This is a genomic window from Amycolatopsis sp. N2S4-7 (assembly GCF_058119595.1).
The window spans coordinates 7,087,658-7,108,879 of the sequence record NZ_CP172299.1; the positions used below are offsets into that span (position 1 = coordinate 7,087,658).

The following is a 21,222-nucleotide window of genomic DNA, read 5'->3' on the forward strand; positions in this document are numbered from 1 at the left end:
TCCCTGGTCGGGGCCCCAAATCCGGCTTTGAGGTTTCTTTAACCTCCGCGGGAGATGCTTCTTCCCGTCCGGAGGCAGCGCCAGGGGGACACCGGCACTGCGCCGCTCCGGTCGCGTGAAACAGCGCATCGGGACTTCCGCAACCTCATGGTCAAGAAGGGAACAACCATGTCTTCGCTCAAGAAGATGCTGGGCCGCGCCGCTACCGCGGCGCTCGTCGCGGGCATCGCCTTCGGCGGCACGCAGGCGATCGCCTCCGCCGGCGAGCTTCCGCAGGGCGCGAACCGCATCGGGGTGCTGGCCGACGGCAAGCTGCTCGTGAAGGAGGGGAACCTCTACTCCTCCTGGGTCGAAGAAATGGGCGGGGTGCGGAAGTTCGAGATCGCGGGCGACCGGATCGGGGTGCTGACCGCGGATTCGAAGGTCTTCGTCAAAGAAGGCAACCTGTGGACGGACTGGGTCGAGGAAGCGGGCAACGTCCGCGACTTCCGGCTGGCGGGCAACCGGATCGGCGTGCTGCGCAACGACGGCACGGCCGCGGTCAAGGACGGCACCCTGAGCGCGTCCTGGGTCGAGCAGACCAGCGGCGTCAAGGATCTGGAGCTGACCCCGAGCCGGGTCGGGGTGGTGTTCGACAACGGCCTGGCGACGGTCAAGGAGGGTGACCTCTACGCGCCGTGGGTCGACCAGCTGGGTTCGGCCGCCGACCTCGAGCTCTCCGCGGACCGGATCGGCGTGCTGCGCACCGACGGGACCGTGGCGGTCAAGGAGTCCAACCTCTGGTCCAGCTGGGTGGAGGAGGCCTCGGGCGTCAAGCAGCTGGAACTGTCCGGCAGCCGCATCGGGGTCGTGCTCGACAACGGGCTGGCGACGGTCAAGGAGGGCAACCTCTATTCGCCGTGGGTGAACCAGCTCCCCGGTGCCGCCAACCTGCAGATCGCCGGTGACCGCATCGGCGTGCTCCGCACCGACGGAAGCGTCACGGTCAAGGACGGCGGCCTCTACGGGACGTGGGTCGAGCAGATCGGCGGCGTCCAGCAGCTGGCGCTCGCCGCCGCCTCGGTCACCTCGCCGGGCGGCCAGGTTTCGCTCGCCGACATCACCGCCGTCTACGGCTCCACCTACGCCACCGACACCGTCGCGGCCGGGCTGCCGAGCCTGAACGCCGAGATGGCGGCGGGCGGCATCACAACGGCGAGCCGCAAGGCCGCGCTCCTCGCGACGCTCAAGCACGAGAGCGGGTTCCGCTACAACGCGGGCGAAGGGGGCAACTCCGACCTGTACCACGGCCGCGGGTTCATCCAGCTGACCAACGACTTCAACTACCAGTCCGCCGGCACCGCGCTCGGCCACGACTTCCTGGGCCACCCGGACGACGCCGCCACGCTCGGCTGGAGCGCCAAGATCGCCCGCTGGTACTGGAACTCCCACAACATCAACGCCGCCGCGGACAACTACGACATGGGCGCGGTGGGCCGCGCGATCGGCTATTCCTACCGCCTCGACCCGACCGAGTCGCTCAACCGGTGCGCCGACTACAAGAAGGCACTCGCCTACTTCAACGGTGGCTCGCTGCCCGTCGCCGACGGCGCCATCAACTGCACCCGCTGACCCCCGTTCCGTCCGAAGGAGAACGTCATGTCGCTCAAGCGCGTCACCACGACCGTCCTCGCCGCCGCCGTCCTCGCCCTGCTGAGCGCCGTCCCCGCCAGCGCGGACTCGCGGACCGACGTCCGCGACCTCGCCGCCGCGAACCTGGCCAAGCAGACCTGCAGCACGAACAGCCTCGGCGGGGTCGGGTTCATGGACAGCTGCCGGATGCAGTGGGCGTGGTGCGCCGACTTCGCCAGATGGGTGTGGGGCAACCGGAACCTCAACGTCGACCGGCTCACCGCCGCGGCGGGCAGTTTCTACCTGTACGGCCAGCAGAAGGGCACGCTGCACACCGATCCCGGCTACGTCCCGCAGGTGGGTGACGCCGTCGTCTTCAACTACCAGGGCAACGGCTACGCCGACCACGTCGCGCTGGTCGACACGGTGAACGGCGACGGCACGATCCGCACCATCAACGGCAACTGGGGCAACGGCGGCCCCGGCAGCACCAGCGTCCAGTACGGGTCCGGGCCCGGCCGGGTCGGCCAGTTCATCGCCGGCCAGCAGATCTCCGCGTTCGTCAGCCCGGTCGGCCTGACCGAGCCGGCGAAGCCCGCCACCCCGCGGCTGGGCGTGCGGTTCCAGGACAGCTCGGTGCAGGTGAAGGAAGGAAACCTGTACGCGGGCTGGACTCCCGTGCACGGCGGCGGCATCGTCAAGTCCGAAGTGCACGGTGACATGGTGGGCGTGCTGACCGGCTCCGGCGACCTGTTCGTCAAGCAGGGCAACCTGTACCAGGAGTGGTTCCACCAGGCGGGCAACGTCAAGGACTTCGCGCTCGAGTCCTCGAGCGGGCGCATCGCGGTCGTGCGGACCGACGGAACGGTCGCCGTCAAGGCGGGCGGCCTGCAGGGCGGCTGGGTCGAGGAGACCAGCAACGCCAAGGAAGTCGAGCTCTCCGGCGACTACCTCGGCGTCGTCTTCACCAACGGCCTCGTGTCGGTCAAGCAGGGCAATCTGTACGCGGGCTGGGTCGATCAGCTCTCCGGTGCGGCCGACGTCGAGCTGGACGCGAGCACGGGCCGCATCGCGGTCGTACGCACCGACGGTTCGCTGACGGTCAAGGAAGGTGGCCTGTACGGCGCCTGGGTCGAGCAGACGTCGGGGGTGAAGCAGGTCGACCTGTCCGGCGACTACCTCGGCGTCGTCTTCACCAACGGCCTGGCGTCGGTCAAGCAGGGCAACCTGTACGCGGGCTGGATCAACCAGCTGTCCGACGCGGCCACGATCGAGGTCGACGCTTCGACGGCTCGGGTCGGCGTTCTGCGGGCGGATGGTTCGTTGACGGTGAAGGATGGCGGTCCTTATGGGGCTTGGGTCGAGCAGGCCGGTGGGGTCGGTGACTTCCAGCTGACGGGGTACTGATCGCGGGAGTGAGGGCCACGCCGAGGGGGCGTGGCCCTCACTCTTGTTTCTACGGCCGTGATGCACGCTGCCGCAGCCGGACTGTGACGAACAGGCCCAGCGCCACCGCCACCGCGGCCAGCACGATGTACTGGAACACCGAGGCGTAGCGGTCGACCAGCGTCCAGCTCTCGCCGAGCGCGTACCCCGCGACGACGAACGCCGTGTTCCACAGCAGGCTGCCTGCCGTGGTCAGCAGGGTGAAACGGCCCAACGGCATGCGTTCCACCCCGGCCGGCAGGGAGATCAGGCTGCGGAAGATCGGCACCATCCGCCCCAGGAACACCGCCTTGCCGCCGTGGCGGGTGAACCACGCCTCCGTGCGGTCGAAGTCCGACACGTTCATCAGCGGGACGCGAGCCAGCAGCGCCCGGGTGCGGTCGCGGCCGAGCAGGGCGCCGATCCAGTAGACGATCAGGGCGCCGGCCAGTGAGCCCAGCGTGGTCCAGAACAGCGCGCCGAGCAGGGTGAACGCGCCCTGGCTGGCGGAAAACCCGGCGAGCGGCAGCACGAGCTCGCTGGGGATCGGCGGGAACAGGTTGTCGAGCCCGACGATGATCGCCGCGCCCGGGCCGCCCAGTGCGTCGATGAGCCCGACGGCCCAGCCGGCCAGTCCGGTCATCGGTTCGGCGGGGGCGGTGGTCAGCAGGAGGTCCATGCCTTCGAACGTAGGGATTCACGAAGCCGGGCACATTGCTGAGCACCACCGGGGAAATTGCGGAAAACCGCAATACGTCCAGGCGCCCGGCCTGGCTAGCCTGGGTGCGTGATCACTTGGGCTGGACGCACGACGGCGGGTATCGGCCTCGGCGCGCTCACCGCGCTCGCCGAGGTGCTGTACCTGGTCCTCGGCGCGCCTCTGCTCGCCGTGCCCGCGACCAGGAAGGTCGTCCTGCGCGGCGCCCGGCGGCTCGCCGAGCTCGAACGCGCCCGGCTGCGGTGGTTCCTGGACGCCGTCAACGGCGACGACTTCGACGGCCGCCGGGCGCTGCAGTACCTCCTCGTGCACGTGCCCGTCGGCCTGCTCGGGCTGGGTGTCTGGGCGTGCATCGGCGCCGGGGTGGTCACAGCTGCCGTCTTCGCCGGGCAGCTGGTCGCCGGCCGCGCCCCCGGCGGCGGGCCGGGCGACGGCAGCGCGGCCGGCTGGCTGCTGATCGCCGCGCTCGCCGCGCTCGCGGTCTTCCTCTGCTGGCAGGGGATCCTCGGCGTCGCCGCGCTGGATCGGTGGCTGGGTCACCGGTTCCTCGGCCCGAGCGACCGGGAACTGCTGTGGCGCAGGCTGTCCTACCTCGCCACCAGCCGCGCGGAGGTTGTCGAGGCCGTGGACAGCGAACGCCGCCGCATCGAACGCGACCTGCACGACGGCGTGCAGCAGCGGCTGGTCGCCCTGGGCGTGCTGCTCGGCCGGGCCCGGCGCACGGGCGACGCCGACCTCGTCCGGCAGGCGCACGAGGAAACCCAGGAAGCACTGCGCGAACTGCGTGAGGTCGCCTGGCGCGTGTACCCGATCGCGCTCGACGAGAGCGGTCTCGAAGCCGCGCTCGAGTCGCTCGCCGAACGGGCGACGATCCCGGTCGACCTCACGTACGCGCTCTCCAGGCCACCGCCGACGGCGGTCGCGACGGTCGCGTACTTCGTCACGTCGGAGTCGGTCACCAACGCGGCCAAGCACTCCGGCGCGACCCGGATCGGGGTCGACGTCCGCCGCGGCGACTGGAACGTCACGGTGGAGATCGTCGACAACGGCGGCGGCGGGGCCCGGATCGGCCGGACCGGCGGGCTCACCGGCCTCGCGAGACGCGTCGCCGCCGCGGACGGGGAGTTCACTGTGGACAGTCCGGCCGGCGGTCCGACGGTCGTGCGGGCGGTGCTCCCGTGCGCGTGATCCTGGCCGAGGACTCGACCCTGCTGCGCGAGGGGCTGGTGCGGCTGCTGGCCGAAGAGGGCCACGACGTCGTCGCCGCGGTCGGGGACGGCGAAGCGCTCCTCGGGGCGGTGGAAACGCACCGCCCCGACGTCGTCGTCACCGACGTGCGGATGCCGCCCGGCCACACCGACGAAGGACTGCGCGCGGCCCTCGAGATCCGCGAAAAGTGGCCGGATACCGGGGTGCTCGTCCTCTCCCAGTACGTCGAGAAGCGCTACGCCGCCAAGCTGATCAGCGGCGACGGCAGCCGGGTCGGCTACCTGCTCAAGGACCGCGTGGCCCAGGTCGGCGAGTTCCTCGACGCCCTCGAGCGGGTCGGGAACGGCGGTGCCGCCTTCGACCCGGAGGTCGTGCGGCGGCTGGTCGCCCGCACCTCCCACGAGGACGCGCTGGGCCGGCTGACCCCGCGCGAGCGGGATGTCCTGGACAAGATGGCGCAGGGCCACACGAACGCGAGCGTCGCGAAGCTGCTGTTCCTTTCGCAGAGCTCGGTCGAGAAGCACGTCAACGCGATCTTCGACAAGCTCGACCTGCCCCAGGCCGCCGGCTACAGCCGACGGGTCCTGGCCGTCCTGCGGTACCTCGGGTCGTGAACCTCAGAGCGGCCGGAGCAGGTCGTCGGCGTCCACGATGTGGTACGCGTACCCCTGCTCCGCGAGGAACCGCTGCCGGTGTGCCGCGTACTCCGTGTCCACCGTGTCGCGCGAGACGATCGAGTAGAAGTGCGCCTGCCGCCCGTCGCCCTTCGGACGCAGGAGCCGGCCGAGCCGCTGGGCCTCCTCCTGCCGCGAGCCGAACGTGCCCGAGATCTGGATCGCCACCGACGCCTCGGGCAGGTCGATCGAGAAGTTCGCGACCTTCGACACCACCAGCGTCCGGATCTCGCCGCGGCGGAACTTGTCGAACAGCTCCTCGCGTTCCTTGTTCTTCGTCGCGCCCTGGATCACCGGGGCGTCGAGCTCGTCGCCGAGCATCTCCAGCTGGTCGAGGTAGGCGCCGATGACCAGCGTCGGCTCCCCGGCGTGCTTGGCGACGATGGACTTGATGACCGGGGTCTTCGTCAGCGCCGTCGCCGCCAGCTTGTACCGCTCGTCCGCCTCGGCCGTGGCGTAGTCCAGGCGTTCGGCGTCGGTCAGCGTCACGCGGACCTCGGTGCACTCCGCCGGCGCGATCCAGCCCTGCGCCTCGATGTCGCGCCACGGGACGTCGTAGCGCTTCGGCCCGATGAGCGAGAAGACGTCGCCCTCGCGGCCGTCCTCGCGCACCAGCGTCGCGGTCAGGCCGAGCCGCCGCCGGGACTGCAGGTCCGCCGTCATCCGGAACACCGGCGCCGGCAGCAGGTGGACCTCGTCGTAGACGACCAGGCCCCAGTCCCGCGAGTCGAACAGCTCCAGGTGCCGGTACTCGCCCTTGGTCTTGCGGGTGATCACCTGGTAGGTGGCGATGGTGACCGGCCGGATCTCCTTCTTCTCGCCGGAGTACTCGCCGATCTCCTCCTCGGTCAGCGACGTCCGCGCGATCAGCTCGCGCTTCCACTGCCGCCCGGCGACCGTGTTCGTCACCAGGATCAGCGTCGTGGCCTGCGCCTTGGCCATGGCCGCCGCGCCGACCAGCGTCTTCCCCGCGCCGCACGGCAGCACGACGACGCCGGAGCCGCCCGCCCAGAACGCCTCCGCGGCCTGCCGCTGGTAGTCGCGCAGGTGCCAGTCCTGCTCGTCCAGGGCGATCGGGTGCGCCTCGCCGTCGACGTACCCGGCGAGGTCCTCGGCCGGCCAGCCGACCTTCAGCAGCGCCTGCTTCAGCCGCCCGCGCTCGGACGGGTGCACGATGACGGTGTCCTCGTCGATCCGGGCGCCGATCATCGGGCTGATCTTCTTGTTCCGGATGACCTCGGTCAGCACCGCGCGGTCGGTGGTCGACATGACCAGGCCGTGCGCCGGGTGGTTGGCGATCTGCAGCCTGCCGAACCGGCCCATGACGTCGACGACGTCGATCAGCAGCGGCTGCGGCACCGGGAAGCGCGAGTACGTCGTCAACGCGTCGACGACCTGCTCGGCGTCGTGGCCCGCGGCGCGCGCGTTCCACAAGGCCAGCGGCGTGATCCGGTAGGTGTGCACGTGCTCCGGCGCCCGTTCCAGCTCGGCGAACGGCGCGATGGCGATCCGCGCGTCGTCGGCCTGGGGGTGGTCGACCTCCAGGAGCACGGTCTTGTCGGACTGGACGATCAGCGGGCCATCAGTCACAACTACTGTTATACGTGCCTCGCTCCGGCCCGCTCCCGTCGCGGGTCCGCCGGTGGGACGATATGCCGAGGGGATCACTGGGAGGGCACGTTGACCACACCACCGTCCGACGACAACCCGTTCCGGACGCCGGACTACGCGATGCCGTCGGCGCCGATGCCGCCGGCACCGGGGCAGCACGCGCCGATTCCGCACTGGTTCACCACGAAGGTGCGGATCACGCTGGTCGCGTGCGTCGTCGCCGCGCTGGGGCTGGGCGCGCTGGGGGCGCTGGGCATCTCCTGGATCGAGCGCAGCAGCCCGCCGTCGAACGGCGACTGCCTGTACCTGACGCGCGAGGGCGCCGGCAAGCTCGCCTACCACCGCGTGGGGTGCGGGGCGGGCAACGCGACGTACAAGGTCGAGAACACCTACCGCGGGGGCATCGCGTGCGCCTCCGGCGACTACGTGCGGTTCCGCCTCGGCTCCGGCACCGGCCAGACGCTCTGCCTGGCCCTGAACGTCGAGCCCGGCGACTGCCTGCGCAACGTCGACGACGAAGCCACGATCGGCAAGGTGAGCTGCACGGACCCGGCGGCGGAGGAACGCGTCGAGGTCCTCTCGGGGTTCGACCGCGAGGACAACTGCGAAGACGCCGACGACGTGCTGACGTACTCGGGTCCGCCGTCACGCACGGTCTGCCTCATCGAAGCCGGCGAGAACATCTAGCCGGGGCAAAAGTAGACCGAGTGCAAGTTCGTCAATAGCTGTTCCGGTCGGGCAGCAGGGCCTGGACGTCGAGGCGGTTCGCCAGCAGGCCGGAGTTGTGCATCAGGTCCGCGACGCGCTGCAGCCGGATGCCGTTGAGGGACGCCGGGTACGAGCCGAGCGAGATCAGGGCCGCCGTCGTCGTGTCGATGTCGGAGAACTTCGGGAGCGCGTCGCGGACGATGGCCGGGTCCGTGGCGCTCTGCTGGGCCGCGCCCAGGGCCGTGCGGAACGCCGCGAGCGTCCGGGGGTTGGCCTGCGCGAACGGCTTGGCGGACGCGTAGCCGGACAGCGGGAAGGCGAGGGTCGAGCCGCGGGCGCCGTCGGCCAGGATGTGGGCGCCGAGGTCCTTTTCGGCGCGGGTGATGTACGGCTCGACCATCAGCGCCGCGTCCACGTCGCCCGCCTGGAGCGCTTGCGGCATCTGGTCGAACGCCACCTGCCGGAACCGGATCTTCGTGCCGTCGACGCCCCCGGTGACCAGCACCGAACGCGCGGCGAGCGCCCCGATGTCGTCGAGCATGTTCACCGCGATCCGCGGGGACTTCTTCGCCGTCGGCACGGTGTAGTCGGAACCGGGCAGTGTGACGAGCGCCATGGTGTTGGGCCCGGCCGTGTAGGCCTCGCCCTGCAGTTGCAGGGCCGTCCCGCCCGCGGCGGAGCGGAAGATCGCGATGTCCGAGGCGAAGGTGACGTCGAGGTCGCCGCCGGTCAGTTTCGCGAGCCCGTCGTCGGCGCCCAGCTCGACCAGCTGCACGTTCAGGCCCGCGGAACCGAACTTGCCGGCCGCGACGGCGATGCGCAGCGGGGCCGTGTCGATGGCGTTGCCCACACCGACGCGCAGGGTGGTCCGTTCCAGCGGCGGTGGCGCCGCGGCCGGGCCGGAAGAGAACATGCTGCACCCGGCGGTCGCCAGAAGCGCCGCTACCAGCGGAATCGTCCGTCCGCGTCTGATCATGAACCTTCACCTACCGCGAGAATCTGGTTCTCGTGCTGGATCGTATGGTCCGCGCCCCATACGATCGCGGGCAGGGCCGTAACGCGCCAGCGCGGCTTTCGGATCTTCATGGGGCGGGCTACCGTTCAGTAGGTTCGAGCGTCGTCAGGTCCGCGGGTTCCCGCCCGCGGTGGAAAAGGAAACCAGGTGACCCGTCGCGACAAGCGTCCCCGCAAGGGCGGCGGCGCGGCGGATCCACGTCCGGCCGGCGGCCGCTGGCGCCTCCGCAACTGGCGCCTCGGCACGAAGCTCTTCGCCGTCCTCCTGATCCCGGCGCTGGCCGTGATCGCCCTCGTCGGCCTCCGGATCAGCTCGGACCTGCGTGACGCGCAGGCGCTCGCCGAATTCGCCACGCGCGGGCGCGTCGACAGCACGGTCGCCGAAGCCCTGCACGAGCTGCAGCGCGAGCGTGACCTCACCGTCCGGTTCGTCGCGCAGAACCGCCAGGGCGACACCGCCGACCTCACCGGCCAGCGCGGCCGCGTCGACCAGGCGATCGGCACGTTCGAGCGGACCCTCGCCGACAGCAGGCCGCGGCTCGACGCGAAGGCCGCGGACAGCCTCCAGCAGACCGACGACCGGCTGCGCGTGCTCGGCGGCCTCCGGTTCTCCGCGGAGCATTCGGCGTTCCCCGCCGACGCCGTGCTGCGCTCCTACAGCGAGCTGATCTCCGGGCTGCTCGACATCAGCGACTCGGCCGCCGCCGACGTCTCCGACCCGGAACTCGCGCGGCTGCGCCTGGCCGGCAACGCGCTCGCCCGGATCAAGGACCAGATGTCGGTCAAGCGGGCGGTGATGGCCGAGGCGCTCGCCGAGGGCACGCTCAACCGCGACCGCACGCGCGCGCTGCTCGGCGCGGAAGCCGAGCTCGCCGCCGCGCGCAACGACTACCGCACCTTCGCGACGCCCGACCAGCAGCGGATGTTCGACGACACGGTGATCGGCCTCGTCGTCGACATCGGCAACGACATGGTCGAGTCCGCGCTCACCCGCACCGAGAACGGCCAGAACCTCTCGGGCCTCGACCCGAACCAGTGGGACACCTCGGCGACCCACACGGTGAACCTCGCCCACCAGGTGCAGCAGGCGCTGCTGGTCCAGTTGCAGCAACGCACCGACGCGCTCGCGGCGCAGGCCCGCACGGCGGCCATCTGGGACGGCGGTGTGGTGCTCGGCGTCCTGCTCGTCGCGGGCGTGCTGTCGGTGGTCATCGCGCGCTCCCTGTTGCGCCCCTTGCGGATCCTGCGCCGGACGGCGCTGGAGGTGGCCGAGCACCGGCTGCCCGCGGCCGTGCAGGGCCTGCTCACCGACCCCGAGCCCGCCCCGGAGAACCTGCGGAAACGGCTCGCCGTCGCGCCGGTGCCGGTGTTCACCCGCGAGGAGCTCGGCCAGGTGGCGCGCGCGTTCGACGCCGTCCACGGCGAGGCCGTCCGGCTCGCCGGCGAACAGGCGATGCTGCGCGAGAACGTCAACGCGATGTTCGTCAACCTCTCGCAGCGGAGCCAGGACCTCGTCGAGCGGCAGCTGACGGTGCTCGACCGGATGGAAGCCGACGAGCAGGACCCGGACACCCTCGCCGGGCTGTTCGAGCTCGACCACCTCGCGACGCGGATGCGGCGCAACAGCGAGAACCTGCTGGTGCTGTCCGGGCAGGACTCGGCGCGCGAGGACGCGGGCGCCGTCGCGGCCGACGAGATCGTCGGCGCCGCGCTTTCGGAGGTCGAGCACTACCAGCGCATCGAGCTCGGCCCGGCCCCGCAGGTCGCGGTCCGCGGCGAGGCCGTCAACGACCTCGTCCACGTCGTTTCGGAGCTGCTGGAGAACGCGACGCGCTACTCCGGCGACGAGGTGGTCACCGTCGCGAGCGCCGAAACCCACGACGGCGACTGGCAGATCGAGATCATCGACCACGGCGCCGGCATGCCGCAGGCCGAGATCGACCGCACCAACGCGCGGCTCGCGCACCCGCCGGACGTCGACGTCGAGGTCTCGCGCCGGATGGGCCTGTTCGTGGTCGCCACGCTGGCCACGCGCCACCACATCGACGTCAGCCTGAGCGCGGGCGAGGACGGCGGCCTGGTCGCGACCGTGCTCGTGCCGTCCGCCCTGATCGTCGAGCTGCCGCCGATGCCCGCGCCGCCCCCGCCCGCCGAGCCGCCGGCCGCGCCGGAACCCGAGCTGCTGGCCCCGCTGGCCCCGCTCACGCCGCCGGAGCCCGAACCGGAGCCGGAGCCGGAAGAGCTGTCGCCGCCGTCGATCGAGGCCGGCCCGCCGCGCCGGGCCCCGGTGGTGGCCCGCGACCACGCGCCGCAGTGGCCCACCGCGGACGGCGACACGCACTTGGACCTCGACGCCCCGACCGAGCGGATGCCCGCCTACCGCGACGTCCTGTCCCGCTGGTTCGACGCCTCCGCGGTGCCGGAGCTGCCGCGGCGCCCGGCGGAGCCGCGTCCGGTCGTGGAGGAGCCGCGGCAGCCCACTCCCGAACCGCGGCACGCGCTCGTCGCGCCGCAGCCGGTCCGCGAGCCCGAGCCCGTCGCGCCCCGGCCCCGGCCGGACGACGAGGACACCGAACCGCAGCTCGCGCCCGTCGCGCCGCCCGCCGCGATCGAGCCCGAGTACCAGTGGCCGACCCCGGCCGAGCTGGAGCAGGAGGACGGCGCGGAAGACACGTGGCCGTTCCTGCAGGCCGCCGATTCCGCGGCGAGCCCCGGAGCGGTGCCGGAGCAGCGGCCGATACTCTCTCTTTCCCCGGAAGCGGTGCGCGAGCGGATGACAAGCCTTCAAGGCGGCTTCCGGCGAGGGCGGCACGCGAGGGGAGACGACACCCGGAACCAGTGAAACGGATGAGGCATGAGCTCGAAGACGCCCCTGCTGGAAGTGATCGCGCTGGACGCGGCGGATGCCGAAGGCGCGCAGGCGGGCGGGGCCGACCGCCTCGAACTGGTCGCGGACATGGCTCAGGACGGCCTGACGCCGTCGCTGGAGACGCTGCGTGACGTGCTGTCGGCGACCGACCTCCCGGTGCGGGTCATGCTGCGGGACAACGGTTCCTTCGCCGTCGGCGACCTCGAAGGGCTGCGCGCGGACACCGCCCGGCTGATCGACGCGGGCGCGCGCGAGTTCGTCTTCGGCTTCCTCACCGTCGACAGCGAGATCGACCTGGACGCCTGTGAAGCGCTGATCAAGGAGATCGACGGCCTGCCGTGGACGTTCCACCGCGCCATCGACCGCACGCGCGATCCGTTGCGCGCGTACGACCAGCTGGCGTCGCTCGGCTGTGACACTGTGCTCGCCGCGGGTCACCCGAACGGTGTCGCCAGTGGACTGTCGGTGCTGCAACGGCTCGCGCAGCGTGAGAGCGGCCCGGAACTGCTCGTGGGTGGCGGCCTGCGTGCCCAGCAGGTGCACCTCTTGCGCGCGGGCGGGGTGCGCGGGTTCCATGTCGGAGGGGCGGTCCGGCCCGGTGGCTGGCAGTCGCCGGTGGACGCCGAAACGGTGCGCACCTGGGTGGATCTCGTCAAATCCTGATCCACTGCGAAACCCGCACGGGAGCCGCGGGTTCCGAACGGAAATCCGCAGGGCGCCGGCGGCTGATCGAGCCATCCGCCCACCGGTTCATACCAGTATTCGGTTCCCTTTGAATCGACGGAATGAAATCGCATTCGCGCCTTGCGGATGCCCGTTCTCCGTCGGAGGTGCAGGTGCACGTGCGGATCCCCGGTTGGGCTGCTTGGTGGCTGGATCGGCGGCACCCGGTGGCTATCGTTGGCAATGTCGGGCCGGTCGACGGTGGCAACTGACGACCCTGACGAGATTCGACACCCCGGACCCCGGTGTCATCAATTGTTTGGACCATATGGGAGGCGGTGCTGTGGGCGCACGCATTCGCTTCGCAGACAATTCGATGCGAAGCCATTCAGAAACCAGGATGACGGGTATCCGGTGGGTTTCCACCGCTCGGGAGCGGCTGATTCAACGCGGATATCGCGCGACCGCGTCCGGGACGACCCGGAAGGCCGGATCGTGACCGGCGAGATACCGCGGCAAGGCGGACCCGAAACCTCCGAAGACGAATTCGCCCGGCTGGGGCTCGGCGGCTCGCTCGCCCTCACCGGCCTCCTGGCCGCCGTCAAGATCGCGGAAACCGCCACCGGCGTGGTGCTGACCGCCACCGGGGTGCTGCCCGGTGCCAATCCCCCGAAGGAGCGGGCTCCGGCCTGGCCCGGAGGGGAATGACCCGGGAGCTGCCCGTGCCGGCGGCTCTCTAGGACGGAGGGCTGCCATGACCGGCAGTGACGGGCGGGACGACCTGCGCGGCGTCCGCGTGGGTCTCACCGACGTGCGGCGGCTCGAAGACGTCGTCGCGCGGCTTCGGGCCGAGGACTACCGCTACGGCGGCGGCGCCTGCTGCGCGGCCGTCGAGGCGCGGTTGCCGGGTGCGGTGGAACTGTTGCACGGCACGATGCGCGACGCCGTCCTGACGCGGCTCTGCACCGTCGTGGCCGACCTGTACAACCTCGCCGGCTGGACGAACTTCGACGAAGACCGGCCCGAGGCCGCGCTGGAATCCTTCGCGCGGGCGCTGGAGTTCGCCGTCGAAGCCGGCAACCACGACCTCCAGGCCAACGTCCGGTACCGCACCGGACGGCTGCACCTGCACTACGACGCCGTCGGCCGGGCGCTGACGGAGTTCGCGCGGGGCCGCGAGGCGGCTGTCCTGGCCCGCTCCAAGCTCGCCCAGGCGATCCTCTCGGCCAACCAGGCGTGGGCGCACGCCAAGCAGGCCGACGTCGCGGCCGCGCTGGCGTGCCTGGGCCGGGCCCGCGCGGAGTTCGCCGACGCCGAGGGAACGGAACCGGCGCCGTGGGCGGCCTTCTTCGGGCCGACCGACCTGGCGGCGATGATCGGCACGGTGCACGCCGAGCTGGCCCAGGTGGTCGACGTCCGGCACAGCGGCGACGGGATCGCCGCGCTCGCCGGCGCCGTCGCCGGGTACGGGCCGGACATGACCCGCAGCCGGGGGCTGACCGTGATCTGGCTGGCCACGGTGCACGCCCTGGACGGCGATCTCGACGTCGCCGCCGAAGCCGGGCGGGAGGCGATCGAGCTGGCCGGTGCGCTGCGGTCGCCGCGGACCCGGCAGCGGCTGCGGACGTTGTCGGCCGCCGCCCGCCGGTTTCCCGGTGACCCGCACGCCCGGGAAATCATCGAACGCATCGAAGTCGTCGGGCATTCCGGACAATAATCGGCTTGCCATGGAAAGGTAAACCGCGCGGAAAATGAAAATGAGATCCGCCGAAGACCGGCCAAAAGTAGGTTCCTTGGCGTGATCGTCGCTTCTTATGCTGCTCGGCAACCTGCGGCGAGAATTTCGCGCAGGCCCGGTCCCCACCGCCGAGAGGAAATTCCCCATGCGCTTGCGCAAGCTCGTCGCGGCCGCCGTGCCGCTGCCTGCGTTGCTCGGCCTCGCCGTGGCCGTTCCGGCCGCCGCGGCGCCGGAACCGCTGGTCACGCTGGCCGACAACGCCGCTCCGCTGGTCAACAGCGCCCGCACCGGCGACGTCGCGGCCGACCGGCCGATCACCGCCGCGCTCTCGCTGAAACTGCACAACCAGCGCGCGCTGGAAAAGTTCCTCGCCGACGTCCAGAGCCCGGCTTCGCCGCAATACCACCACTTCCTGACCCCGGCGCAGTTCAATGCCGAGTTCGGTCCGACCCAGGCCGACGTCGACAAGGCCGTCTCATTCCTCGAGAAGGCGGGCGCCACCGGGATCGAGGTTTCGGGGAACCGGCAGGCCGTCACATTCTCCGGATCGGCGGCACAGCTGGAATCGGCGTTCCGCACCCGGATCGGGACGTACCACGACACCGTTTCCGGGCGCGACTTCTTCGCCAACGACGCCGCGCCGGCGGTGCCCGCGGACGTCTCCGGGGTCGTCGCCAACGTCGTCGGCCTGGACAACCACGCCGTGCGGACGCACTCGTCGAAGGCCGTCGCCAAGCCGAACGTCGTCAAGTCCGTCACCCCGCCGGTGCTCAAAACGGCCTACGGCACCAGCGGTCTCTCGGCGACCGGCAGCGGCGTCAAGGTCGGCTTCGTCGAGTTCGACGGCTACCAGAAGTCGAACATCACCAAGTACGACAGCACCTACGGCCTCTCGGCAGGCCCGGTGACCACGGTCGGCGTCAGCGGCGCGAACTACGACTCGTCACCCGGTGACGGCCAGATCGAGGTCGAGCTCGACATCGAGGTCGTGCACGCGGTGGCCGCCGCGGCGAGCGACTACGTCTACGAGGCGCCGAACTCGAGCGCGGGCGAACTGGCGATGTACCAGAAGATCGCGTCGGACCACACGGTCAACGTCGTCTCGATCTCCTGGGGCGCCTGCGAATCCGCGGAGGGTTCGAGCGCGGCGAAGAGCGTCAGCAGCGCGATCGCGACCGGTACCGCGGAGGGGATCTCGTACTTCGCCGCCGCGGGCGACGACGGCACGACCGACTGCTACCGCCAGACGGGTTCGACGGCGAAGGCCGTGGACTTCCCGGCGTCGAGCCCGAACGTCACCGGCGTCGGCGGCACGCAGCTGAGCGTGACGTCGTCCAACGGCTACAGCAGCGAGACGACCTGGAACAACGGCAACAGCGGCGGTGCCACCGGCGGCGGGATCTCGACGGTCTTCACGGCGCCTTCGTGGCAGTCCTCGCAGAGCACGACGTACCGCAAGGTGCCGGACGTCTCCGCGGACGCCTCGCCGACGTCGGGTTACTACATCTACAGCGCGGGTGCCTGGGAGACGGTCGGCGGGACTTCGGGCGCGGCCCCGCTGTGGGCGGGTTTCGCGACGCTGCAGAACCAGGTCCACGGCGGTGGTCTGGGCAACCTGAACCCGAAGTTCTACTCGATCGGCAACGGTTCCTCGTACGGAACGGGCTTCCACGACGTGACGACGGGCACCAACACCCTGCACGGCACGACCGGGTTCAGCGCCGGGACGGGCTACGACCAGGTGACGGGCTGGGGTTCGTTCAAGGCGAGCGGCCTCTCCGGCCTGATCGGCTGAGGGCGGCGGGAGCCGGGGCCGACGGCCCCGGCTCTACGCCGTGACAGAACGCGCACCACTCGTAGCGGGCCCGCCCTGATCGGCAAAGCGGCCGCTTGGGGGACTTTTCTTCGCAAGACTAAGCATTAGTGTGGGGGCATGATCAAGCGCACGGTGCTGGACGCCACCCGCGAACTCCTCCGCGATCTCGGCCTCACCACGGTGTTCGGCAACCCCGGCACCACCGAGGTTCCCTTCCTCACCGACTGGCCGGACGACTTCGACTACGTCCTGGGGCTGCAGGAATCCGCCGTCGTGGCGATGGCCGACGCCTACGCCCAGGCCACGCGCCAGGCCGTCCTCGTGAACCTGCACTCCGCGGGCGGTGTCGGGCACGGCCTCGGCAGCCTCTTCAGCGCCTACCGCAACCGGACGCCCCTGATCATCGTCGCCGGGCAGCAGATCCGGTCCCTCATCCCGCACGAACCCTTCCTCGGCGCGATGGAAGCGCCGGAGTTCCCGAAGCCGTACGTCAAGTGGTCGATCGAGCCCGCGTCCGCCGAGGACGTCCCGGCCGCGCTGGCCCGCGCCTACCACGTCGCGACGCAGGCGCCGTCCGGGCCGGTCTTCGTGTCCGTCCCGGCGGACGACTGGACCGTCGCCACCGAACGGCCCGCCATCTCCCGTCCGCGCATCCGCGGCTTCGCGCCGGACCCCGAGGCGATCGACGAGCTCGTCGCCGCCCTCGAAGCCGCCGAACGGCCGGCGCTCGTCGTCGGGGGAGCCGTCGACCAGGACGGTGCCGTCGTGGAAACCGTCGCGCTCGCCGAACGCCTCAACGCCGGCGTGTGGGTCGCGCCGATGTCCTTCCGCTGCTCGTTCCCCGAGGACCACCCGCTGTTCCAGGGCTTCCTGGACCCCGAGCGCGGCGCCGTCGCCGACACGCTCGCGAAGCACGACCTCGTCGTGGTGCTCGGCGCGCCCGCCTTCACCTACCACGTCGACCGCGGGCGCGGGGAAGCTCCGCTGCCGCCGCTGTTCATCGTCAGCGACGACGAGCAGGTCCTCGCGCGCGCCTACGAAGGCACGGGCATCCGCGCGACGCCGAAGCTCGGCATCCGCGCCCTGCTCAACGTGGTCGAGCGGAGCACGCGGCCGGCGCCGGCGCCCTTCGCTCGCCCCGCGAGGCCGGGAAGCGACAAGCTCACCGCGGAGTACGTCTACTCGACGCTCGCGGACCTGTTGCCGGACAACGCGATCGTCGTCGAGGAGGCCCCCAGCCACCGCGGGATCCTGCACGACCACCTGCCGATCACCGCGACCGACACGGGCTTCCTGACGATGGCCAGCGGCACGCTCGGCTACGGCGTCCCGGGCGTGGTCGGGGCGGCGCTCGCCCGGCCGGACCGCAAGGTCGTCGGCGTGATCGGCGACGGCTCCAGCATGTACGGCATCCAGGCCCTCTGGACGGCGGCGCGCCAGGAGCTCCCGGTGACGTTCGTGATCATGGACAACTCCGAGTACGCGGCGGTCCGCATCCTCGGCGACGCGATCGGCGGCGCGAAGCTGCCGGGCACCGAGCTGGGCGGCATCGACTTCGCGGCCTTGGCGTCGAGCATGGGCTGCCAGGGCGTGACGATCACCGAGCCGTCGGGCCTGGTCCCGGGCCTGACGGCGGCGCTCGCCGACCCGCGCCCGACGCTGGTCCACGTCCGGGTCGCCTCGTCGAGCCGGTCCCTGTACTGAGCTAGCGCACCACCATCGCCGAGACGTCCACCGGTTTCGCCAGGACGCCCGTCTTCAGCAGCAGGTCCGGCACCCGCTGCAGCTGCCGGGCGTCCACAGTGGACTTCAGGGTCAGCAGTCCCGTGGCCGCCGCCGTGCCGGCGTCGATCTTCGCGTACTTCACCATCAGCGGCTCGATCTTCTTGCGGTCCGCCGAAGCGTCACGCGTCGCCGCGGCCATCGCGCGCTGGAACGCCGCCACCTTCTTCGGTGACGACGACACGAACGAGCCGACCGCCCCGTAGCCCGCCGTCGGGAAGTCCACTGTGGATCCGGTACCCGTGTCGGCGACCAGCACCGCGCCGGCCGTGCGCGACGCGCCCGTGATGAACGGCTCGGTCAGGAAACCCGCGTCGATGTCGCCGTTCTTCAGCGCCGCCGTCGTGTTCGGGAGCGGCAGCGGGACCCACTTGACGCCCGAGGCGTCGACGTGGTTGTCCGCCAGTACCGACTTCGTCAGCGTGTCGGCGATCGTGTTGGGTGCCGAGATGCCGATCCGCTTGCCCGCGAGGTCGGCCACCGTACGGATCCCGGACGCGGGCAGCGCCACCACGCCGGTGGACCGGTGCCCGGCCGACGACGCGTCGGCGACCAGCCGGATGTCCGCCGTGCCCTTGCTCTGCGCCACGAAGAACGGCGTGTAGCTCGAGTACGCGATGTCGGCTTCGCCGCTGAGCAGCTTCGTCAGCGACGCCTGTCCGGTGGCCGCTTCGGTCGTCGAGACGTCGAGGCCTTCGCGCTGGAAGTAGCCGCCGTCCTTGGCCAGCCAGAACGGCGCGGTGTCGATGGTCGACATCATCGACACCCGGAGTTTCTCCGGTGCCGACGCGGAAGGCGAAGGCGAGGCGCCGTCCAGCGCGCCGCACCCCGCCAGCAGCAGTGCGAGTGTTCCGGTCAGTACCGCCCGCCCGGCCGTGGCCATGCTCCCCCCTGCGGTCGTTCAGCTGCCGGTCTTGCTCTCCGTCACGTCCGAGGCCTGCTCGGCCAGTTCCCACTCTGCCGCATCGGAAGCCGCCGCGGCAGCCTCCGCCGGGGTTCCCCCGTGCAGCAGCCGTGCCACTTCGCCGCGCAGCGTCACGAACTCCGCCGACTCGCGCGTGGTGATCTGGTCGCGCTCGGCCGGCAGGCCGACGGGGAGGTCCGCCACGATCGACGCCGGTGACTTCGACAGCACCAGCACCCGGTCGGACAGGTAGACGCTCTCGTCGATGTCGTGGGTGACGACCAGGATCGTGCTGCCCTGCTCGCGCTGCACGCGCCGGGTCAGGTCCTCCAGCTCGAACCGCGTCTGCGCGTCGACCGAGGCGAACGGCTCGTCCATCAGCAGCAGCGCCGGGCGGCTGGCCAGCGCGCGGGCGATCGACACCCGTTGCTGCATGCCGCCGGACAGCTGCCACGGGTACTTCCCGCCCACCTTGGACAACCCGACCTGCTCCAGCGCCTCGGCCGCCCGCGAACGCCGCTCCGCGCGGGAGATCGGCCGCCACCGCAACGGGAACTCGACGTTCTTCTGCACCGAGAGCCACGGGAACAGCGAGCGGCTGTAGTCCTGGAACACGACGGCGAGGTCGTCCGGCACACCCGAGACGCGGTCGCCGTGCAGGCTCACCGTGCCTTCGGTCGGCGGGGTCAGGCCGGCCACGCAGCGCAGCAGCGTCGACTTCCCGCAGCCCGAGGGGCCGACGATGCTGGCCAGCTGCCCGGCCTCGACGGTGAACGACAGGTTGTCGACCGCCGTGTGCGCCTTCGCGCCGCTGCCGTACGTGTGACTGAGGCCGGACACTTCGAGCATGGTTGACATGGGAGAGGGCCTTTCCAGCGTCAGTCGCGGCCGAGGCGGGTCGGCTGCCAGGCCAGCACCCGCCGCTCCGCGGCCAGGAAGATCGTGTTGAAGACGTAGCCGAGGATGCCGAGCAGCACCAGCCACGACCACATGTTCGGGAAGTCGAAGTCCTGCTGGGCGTTCAGCAACGACCGGCCGATGCCGTTGTAGGCGCCGACCAGCTCCGAGACGACCATCAGCAGCAGGGCGATCGACAGGCTCACCCGCAGCCCGGCGAAGATCTTCGGCGCCGCCGCGGGCAGCACCACCATCGCGATCCAGTACCGCTTCGGCGTGCGGAAGGACCGCGAGGTCTCCACCTTCACCTGGTCGACCGAGCGGACGCCGTCGACCGCGTTGAGCAGCACCGGCCACACGGCACCGAAGATGATCGACCCGATCTGCATGCCCGAGCTCAGCCCGAACAGCACCGCGAACACCGGGATCAGCGTGGGCGGCGGGATCGAGCGGAAGAACGCGAACAGCGGGCCGACGTAGTCCATCGCCTTCGCGGACCGGCCGAGCAGCACGCCGAGCACGATGCCGACGACCGCGGCCAGCGCCCAGCCGCCGAGCGTCCGGCCGAGGCTGGGGAACACGTTGTCGAACACCGCGTTGGTGAGGAAGAGGCGCGACGCGGGACCGGTGAACCACAGCTTCGCGGCGGCGGCCGCGATCTCCGTCGGCGGCGGGAAGAACTTGCTGCCGCCCGCGCGGGCGGCGAACTCCCAGACCACCACGAGGATCGCGAACAGCAGCCAGTTGCGGACGACGGCGGCGGCGCCGCGCGCGGCTCGCCTGCCGACCCGGCCGGAAAGGGTCGCCGTGGTCACGCGATCGCCTCCCGGTCCACCGTGCTCCAGCGGAACAGCCGCTTGCCCAGCTGCTCGAGCCCTTCGTTGATCAGATAGCCCAGCAATCCCGCCACCACCGTACCGGCCAGGACCAGGTCGAACCGGATCGAACCGGTGCTGGCGACCAGGATGAAGGTGCCGAGGCCGACTTCGGAGCCGGCCAGGAACTCGACGCTGACCACGGCGATCAGCGAGATGATCGCCGACAGCCGGATGCCGGTGAAGACGAACGGCGCGGTCTGCGGCAGCGCGACCGACGACAGGATCCGGAACCGGCTGGTCCCGCACGCGCGAGCGGTCTCCATCAGCACCGGGTCGATCTCGCCCATGCCGTAGATGGTGTTGAACATGATCGGCCACAGCGAGGCGTACACCGCGAGGGAGATCTTCGCGTCGGGACCGGAGCCGATCACCAGCAGCACCAGCGGCACCAGGGCGGTGACCGGGATCGGGCGGAGGAACTCGACGATCGCGGCGGTGGCGGTGCGCAGCACCGGGACGCTGCCCAGCAACAGGCCGGCGGGTACGCCGATCGCGATCGCGATGGCGATGGAGATCAGCCAGGCGAGCATGGTCGCGACGACGTCGCGGATGAAGTCCGGGTCGCCCAGCAGGTCCACGACGGTGACCAGGACGACGCTCGGCGGCGGGATGAAGGTTTTACTGACCAGGCCGACCTGGACGACGACCTCCCAAAGCAGGAGGAAGCCGACCAGGCCGGCCAGGCCGCGAAGCAGTTTGGTCATT

General features: G+C 71.0%; 18 protein-coding genes. 11 read left to right on the forward strand and 7 right to left on the reverse strand.

Features of this window, described 5'->3' with window-relative positions; translation table 11 throughout:
* The first annotated feature begins 168 nt into the window (after nt 1–168).
* A complete protein-coding gene (locus tag ACH54P_RS33625; protein WP_489907324.1) occupies nt 169–1,611 on the forward strand; it encodes a glycoside hydrolase family 19 protein in 1,443 nt (480 codons plus the stop codon).
* Nucleotides 1,612–1,638: 27 nt separating this feature from the next.
* Nucleotides 1,639–3,018, forward strand: a complete 1,380-nt coding sequence (locus ACH54P_RS33630) for a CHAP domain-containing protein (RefSeq protein WP_489907325.1) — start codon at nt 1,639–1,641, stop codon at nt 3,016–3,018.
* 49 nt (nt 3,019–3,067) lie between these two features.
* On the opposite strand, the gene ACH54P_RS33635 is transcribed toward ACH54P_RS33630, so the two are convergent.
* Nucleotides 3,068–3,715 carry a DedA family protein gene (locus ACH54P_RS33635; RefSeq protein ID WP_489907326.1) on the reverse strand — a complete coding sequence of 216 codons (648 nt, stop codon included), beginning with the start codon at nt 3,713–3,715 and terminating at the stop codon, nt 3,068–3,070.
* 108 nt (nt 3,716–3,823) lie between these two features.
* Between ACH54P_RS33635 and ACH54P_RS33640 the strand changes: the two genes are divergently transcribed.
* Nucleotides 3,824–4,942 (forward strand): sensor histidine kinase, encoded by a 1,119-nt coding sequence (locus ACH54P_RS33640; protein ID WP_489907327.1) that lies wholly within the window; start codon nt 3,824–3,826, stop codon nt 4,940–4,942.
* A complete protein-coding gene (locus ACH54P_RS33645) occupies nt 4,933–5,577 on the forward strand; it encodes a response regulator transcription factor (RefSeq protein ID WP_489907328.1) in 645 nt (214 codons plus the stop codon). Before ACH54P_RS33640 ends, ACH54P_RS33645 begins: the two co-directional genes overlap by 10 nt.
* A gap of 3 nt (nt 5,578–5,580) precedes the next feature.
* Here ACH54P_RS33645 and ACH54P_RS33650 read toward each other — a convergent pair whose 3' ends face one another.
* On the reverse strand, nt 5,581–7,227 hold the full coding sequence (locus ACH54P_RS33650; protein ID WP_489907329.1) for a DNA repair helicase XPB: 1,647 nt from the start codon (nt 7,225–7,227) through the stop codon (nt 5,581–5,583).
* A 90-nt stretch (nt 7,228–7,317) separates the two neighbouring features.
* Here ACH54P_RS33650 and ACH54P_RS33655 point away from each other — a divergent pair, with 90 nt between their 5' ends.
* Entirely contained in the window at nt 7,318–7,935 is a 618-nt protein-coding gene (locus ACH54P_RS33655; protein ID WP_489907330.1) for an LppU/SCO3897 family protein, read from the forward strand.
* 31 nt (nt 7,936–7,966) lie between these two features.
* Here the strand turns inward: ACH54P_RS33655 and ACH54P_RS33660 are convergent, their stop codons facing one another.
* Nucleotides 7,967–8,932, reverse strand: a complete 966-nt coding sequence (locus tag ACH54P_RS33660; protein WP_489907331.1) for an ABC transporter substrate-binding protein — start codon at nt 8,930–8,932, stop codon at nt 7,967–7,969.
* Nucleotides 8,933–9,118: 186 nt separating this feature from the next.
* On the opposite strand from ACH54P_RS33660, the gene ACH54P_RS33665 reads away from it, so the two are divergent.
* The 6 genes from ACH54P_RS33665 to mdlC all read left to right on the forward strand — a co-directional run bounded on the left by ACH54P_RS33665 (nt 9,119) and on the right by mdlC (nt 17,760).
* On the forward strand, nt 9,119–11,812 hold the full coding sequence (locus ACH54P_RS33665) for a sensor histidine kinase (RefSeq protein WP_489907332.1): 2,694 nt from the start codon (nt 9,119–9,121) through the stop codon (nt 11,810–11,812).
* Nucleotides 11,813–11,824: 12 nt separating this feature from the next.
* Nucleotides 11,825–12,502, forward strand: coding sequence for a copper homeostasis protein CutC (locus ACH54P_RS33670; protein WP_489907333.1), 678 nt, complete (start codon nt 11,825–11,827; stop codon nt 12,500–12,502).
* Between the two features lie 495 nt (nt 12,503–12,997).
* Nucleotides 12,998–13,210, forward strand: coding sequence for a hypothetical protein (locus tag ACH54P_RS33675; RefSeq protein ID WP_489907334.1), 213 nt, complete (start codon nt 12,998–13,000; stop codon nt 13,208–13,210).
* A gap of 46 nt (nt 13,211–13,256) precedes the next feature.
* Complete coding sequence (locus ACH54P_RS33680; RefSeq protein WP_489907335.1) at nt 13,257–14,219, forward strand: NsdA family TPR-like regulatory protein; 963 nt, start codon at nt 13,257–13,259, stop codon at nt 14,217–14,219.
* 166 nt (nt 14,220–14,385) lie between these two features.
* A complete protein-coding gene (locus tag ACH54P_RS33685; protein WP_489907336.1) occupies nt 14,386–16,035 on the forward strand; it encodes a S53 family peptidase in 1,650 nt (549 codons plus the stop codon).
* A gap of 138 nt (nt 16,036–16,173) precedes the next feature.
* Entirely contained in the window at nt 16,174–17,760 is a 1,587-nt protein-coding gene (gene mdlC, locus ACH54P_RS33690; RefSeq protein WP_489907337.1) for a benzoylformate decarboxylase, read from the forward strand.
* Nucleotide 17,761: 1 nt separating this feature from the next.
* Here the strand turns inward: mdlC and ACH54P_RS33695 are convergent, their stop codons facing one another.
* The 4 genes from ACH54P_RS33695 to ACH54P_RS33710 are packed head-to-tail and all read right to left on the reverse strand — an operon-like array spanning nt 17,762 to nt 21,221.
* The gene (locus tag ACH54P_RS33695) at nt 17,762–18,721 is read right to left on the reverse strand and encodes an ABC transporter substrate-binding protein (protein ID WP_489907338.1); all 960 of its coding nucleotides are present in this window, start codon (nt 18,719–18,721) and stop codon (nt 17,762–17,764) included.
* An 18-nt stretch (nt 18,722–18,739) separates the two neighbouring features.
* The gene (locus ACH54P_RS33700) at nt 18,740–19,600 is read right to left on the reverse strand and encodes an ABC transporter ATP-binding protein (protein ID WP_489907339.1); all 861 of its coding nucleotides are present in this window, start codon (nt 19,598–19,600) and stop codon (nt 18,740–18,742) included.
* Between the two features lie 20 nt (nt 19,601–19,620).
* On the reverse strand, nt 19,621–20,454 hold the full coding sequence (locus ACH54P_RS33705) for an ABC transporter permease (protein ID WP_489907340.1): 834 nt from the start codon (nt 20,452–20,454) through the stop codon (nt 19,621–19,623).
* Nucleotides 20,451–21,221, reverse strand: a complete 771-nt coding sequence (locus ACH54P_RS33710; RefSeq protein ID WP_489907341.1) for an ABC transporter permease — start codon at nt 21,219–21,221, stop codon at nt 20,451–20,453. Before ACH54P_RS33710 ends, ACH54P_RS33705 begins: the two co-directional genes overlap by 4 nt.
* Nucleotide 21,222 lies beyond the last annotated feature (1 nt).

What these genes read in the sequence shown, in the direction of transcription:
- ACH54P_RS33625 (WP_489907324.1), top strand. Translation starts at nt 169, where the DNA reads ATGTCTTCGCTCAAGAAGATGCTGGGCCGCGCCGCTACCGCGGCGCTC.
- ACH54P_RS33630 (WP_489907325.1), top strand. Translation starts at nt 1,639, where the DNA reads ATGTCGCTCAAGCGCGTCACCACGACCGTCCTCGCCGCCGCCGTCCTC.
- ACH54P_RS33635 (WP_489907326.1), bottom strand. Translation starts at nt 3,715, where the DNA reads ATGGACCTCCTGCTGACCACCGCCCCCGCCGAACCGATGACCGGACTG.
- ACH54P_RS33660 (WP_489907331.1), bottom strand. Translation starts at nt 8,932, where the DNA reads ATGATCAGACGCGGACGGACGATTCCGCTGGTAGCGGCGCTTCTGGCG.
- ACH54P_RS33670 (WP_489907333.1), top strand. Translation starts at nt 11,825, where the DNA reads ATGAGCTCGAAGACGCCCCTGCTGGAAGTGATCGCGCTGGACGCGGCG.
- ACH54P_RS33680 (WP_489907335.1), top strand. Translation starts at nt 13,257, where the DNA reads ATGACCGGCAGTGACGGGCGGGACGACCTGCGCGGCGTCCGCGTGGGT.
- ACH54P_RS33685 (WP_489907336.1), top strand. Translation starts at nt 14,386, where the DNA reads ATGCGCTTGCGCAAGCTCGTCGCGGCCGCCGTGCCGCTGCCTGCGTTG.
- mdlC (WP_489907337.1), top strand. Translation starts at nt 16,174, where the DNA reads ATGATCAAGCGCACGGTGCTGGACGCCACCCGCGAACTCCTCCGCGAT.
- ACH54P_RS33695 (WP_489907338.1), bottom strand. Translation starts at nt 18,721, where the DNA reads ATGGCCACGGCCGGGCGGGCGGTACTGACCGGAACACTCGCACTGCTG.
- ACH54P_RS33700 (WP_489907339.1), bottom strand. Translation starts at nt 19,600, where the DNA reads ATGTCAACCATGCTCGAAGTGTCCGGCCTCAGTCACACGTACGGCAGC.
- ACH54P_RS33710 (WP_489907341.1), bottom strand. Translation starts at nt 21,221, where the DNA reads ATGACCAAACTGCTTCGCGGCCTGGCCGGCCTGGTCGGCTTCCTCCTG.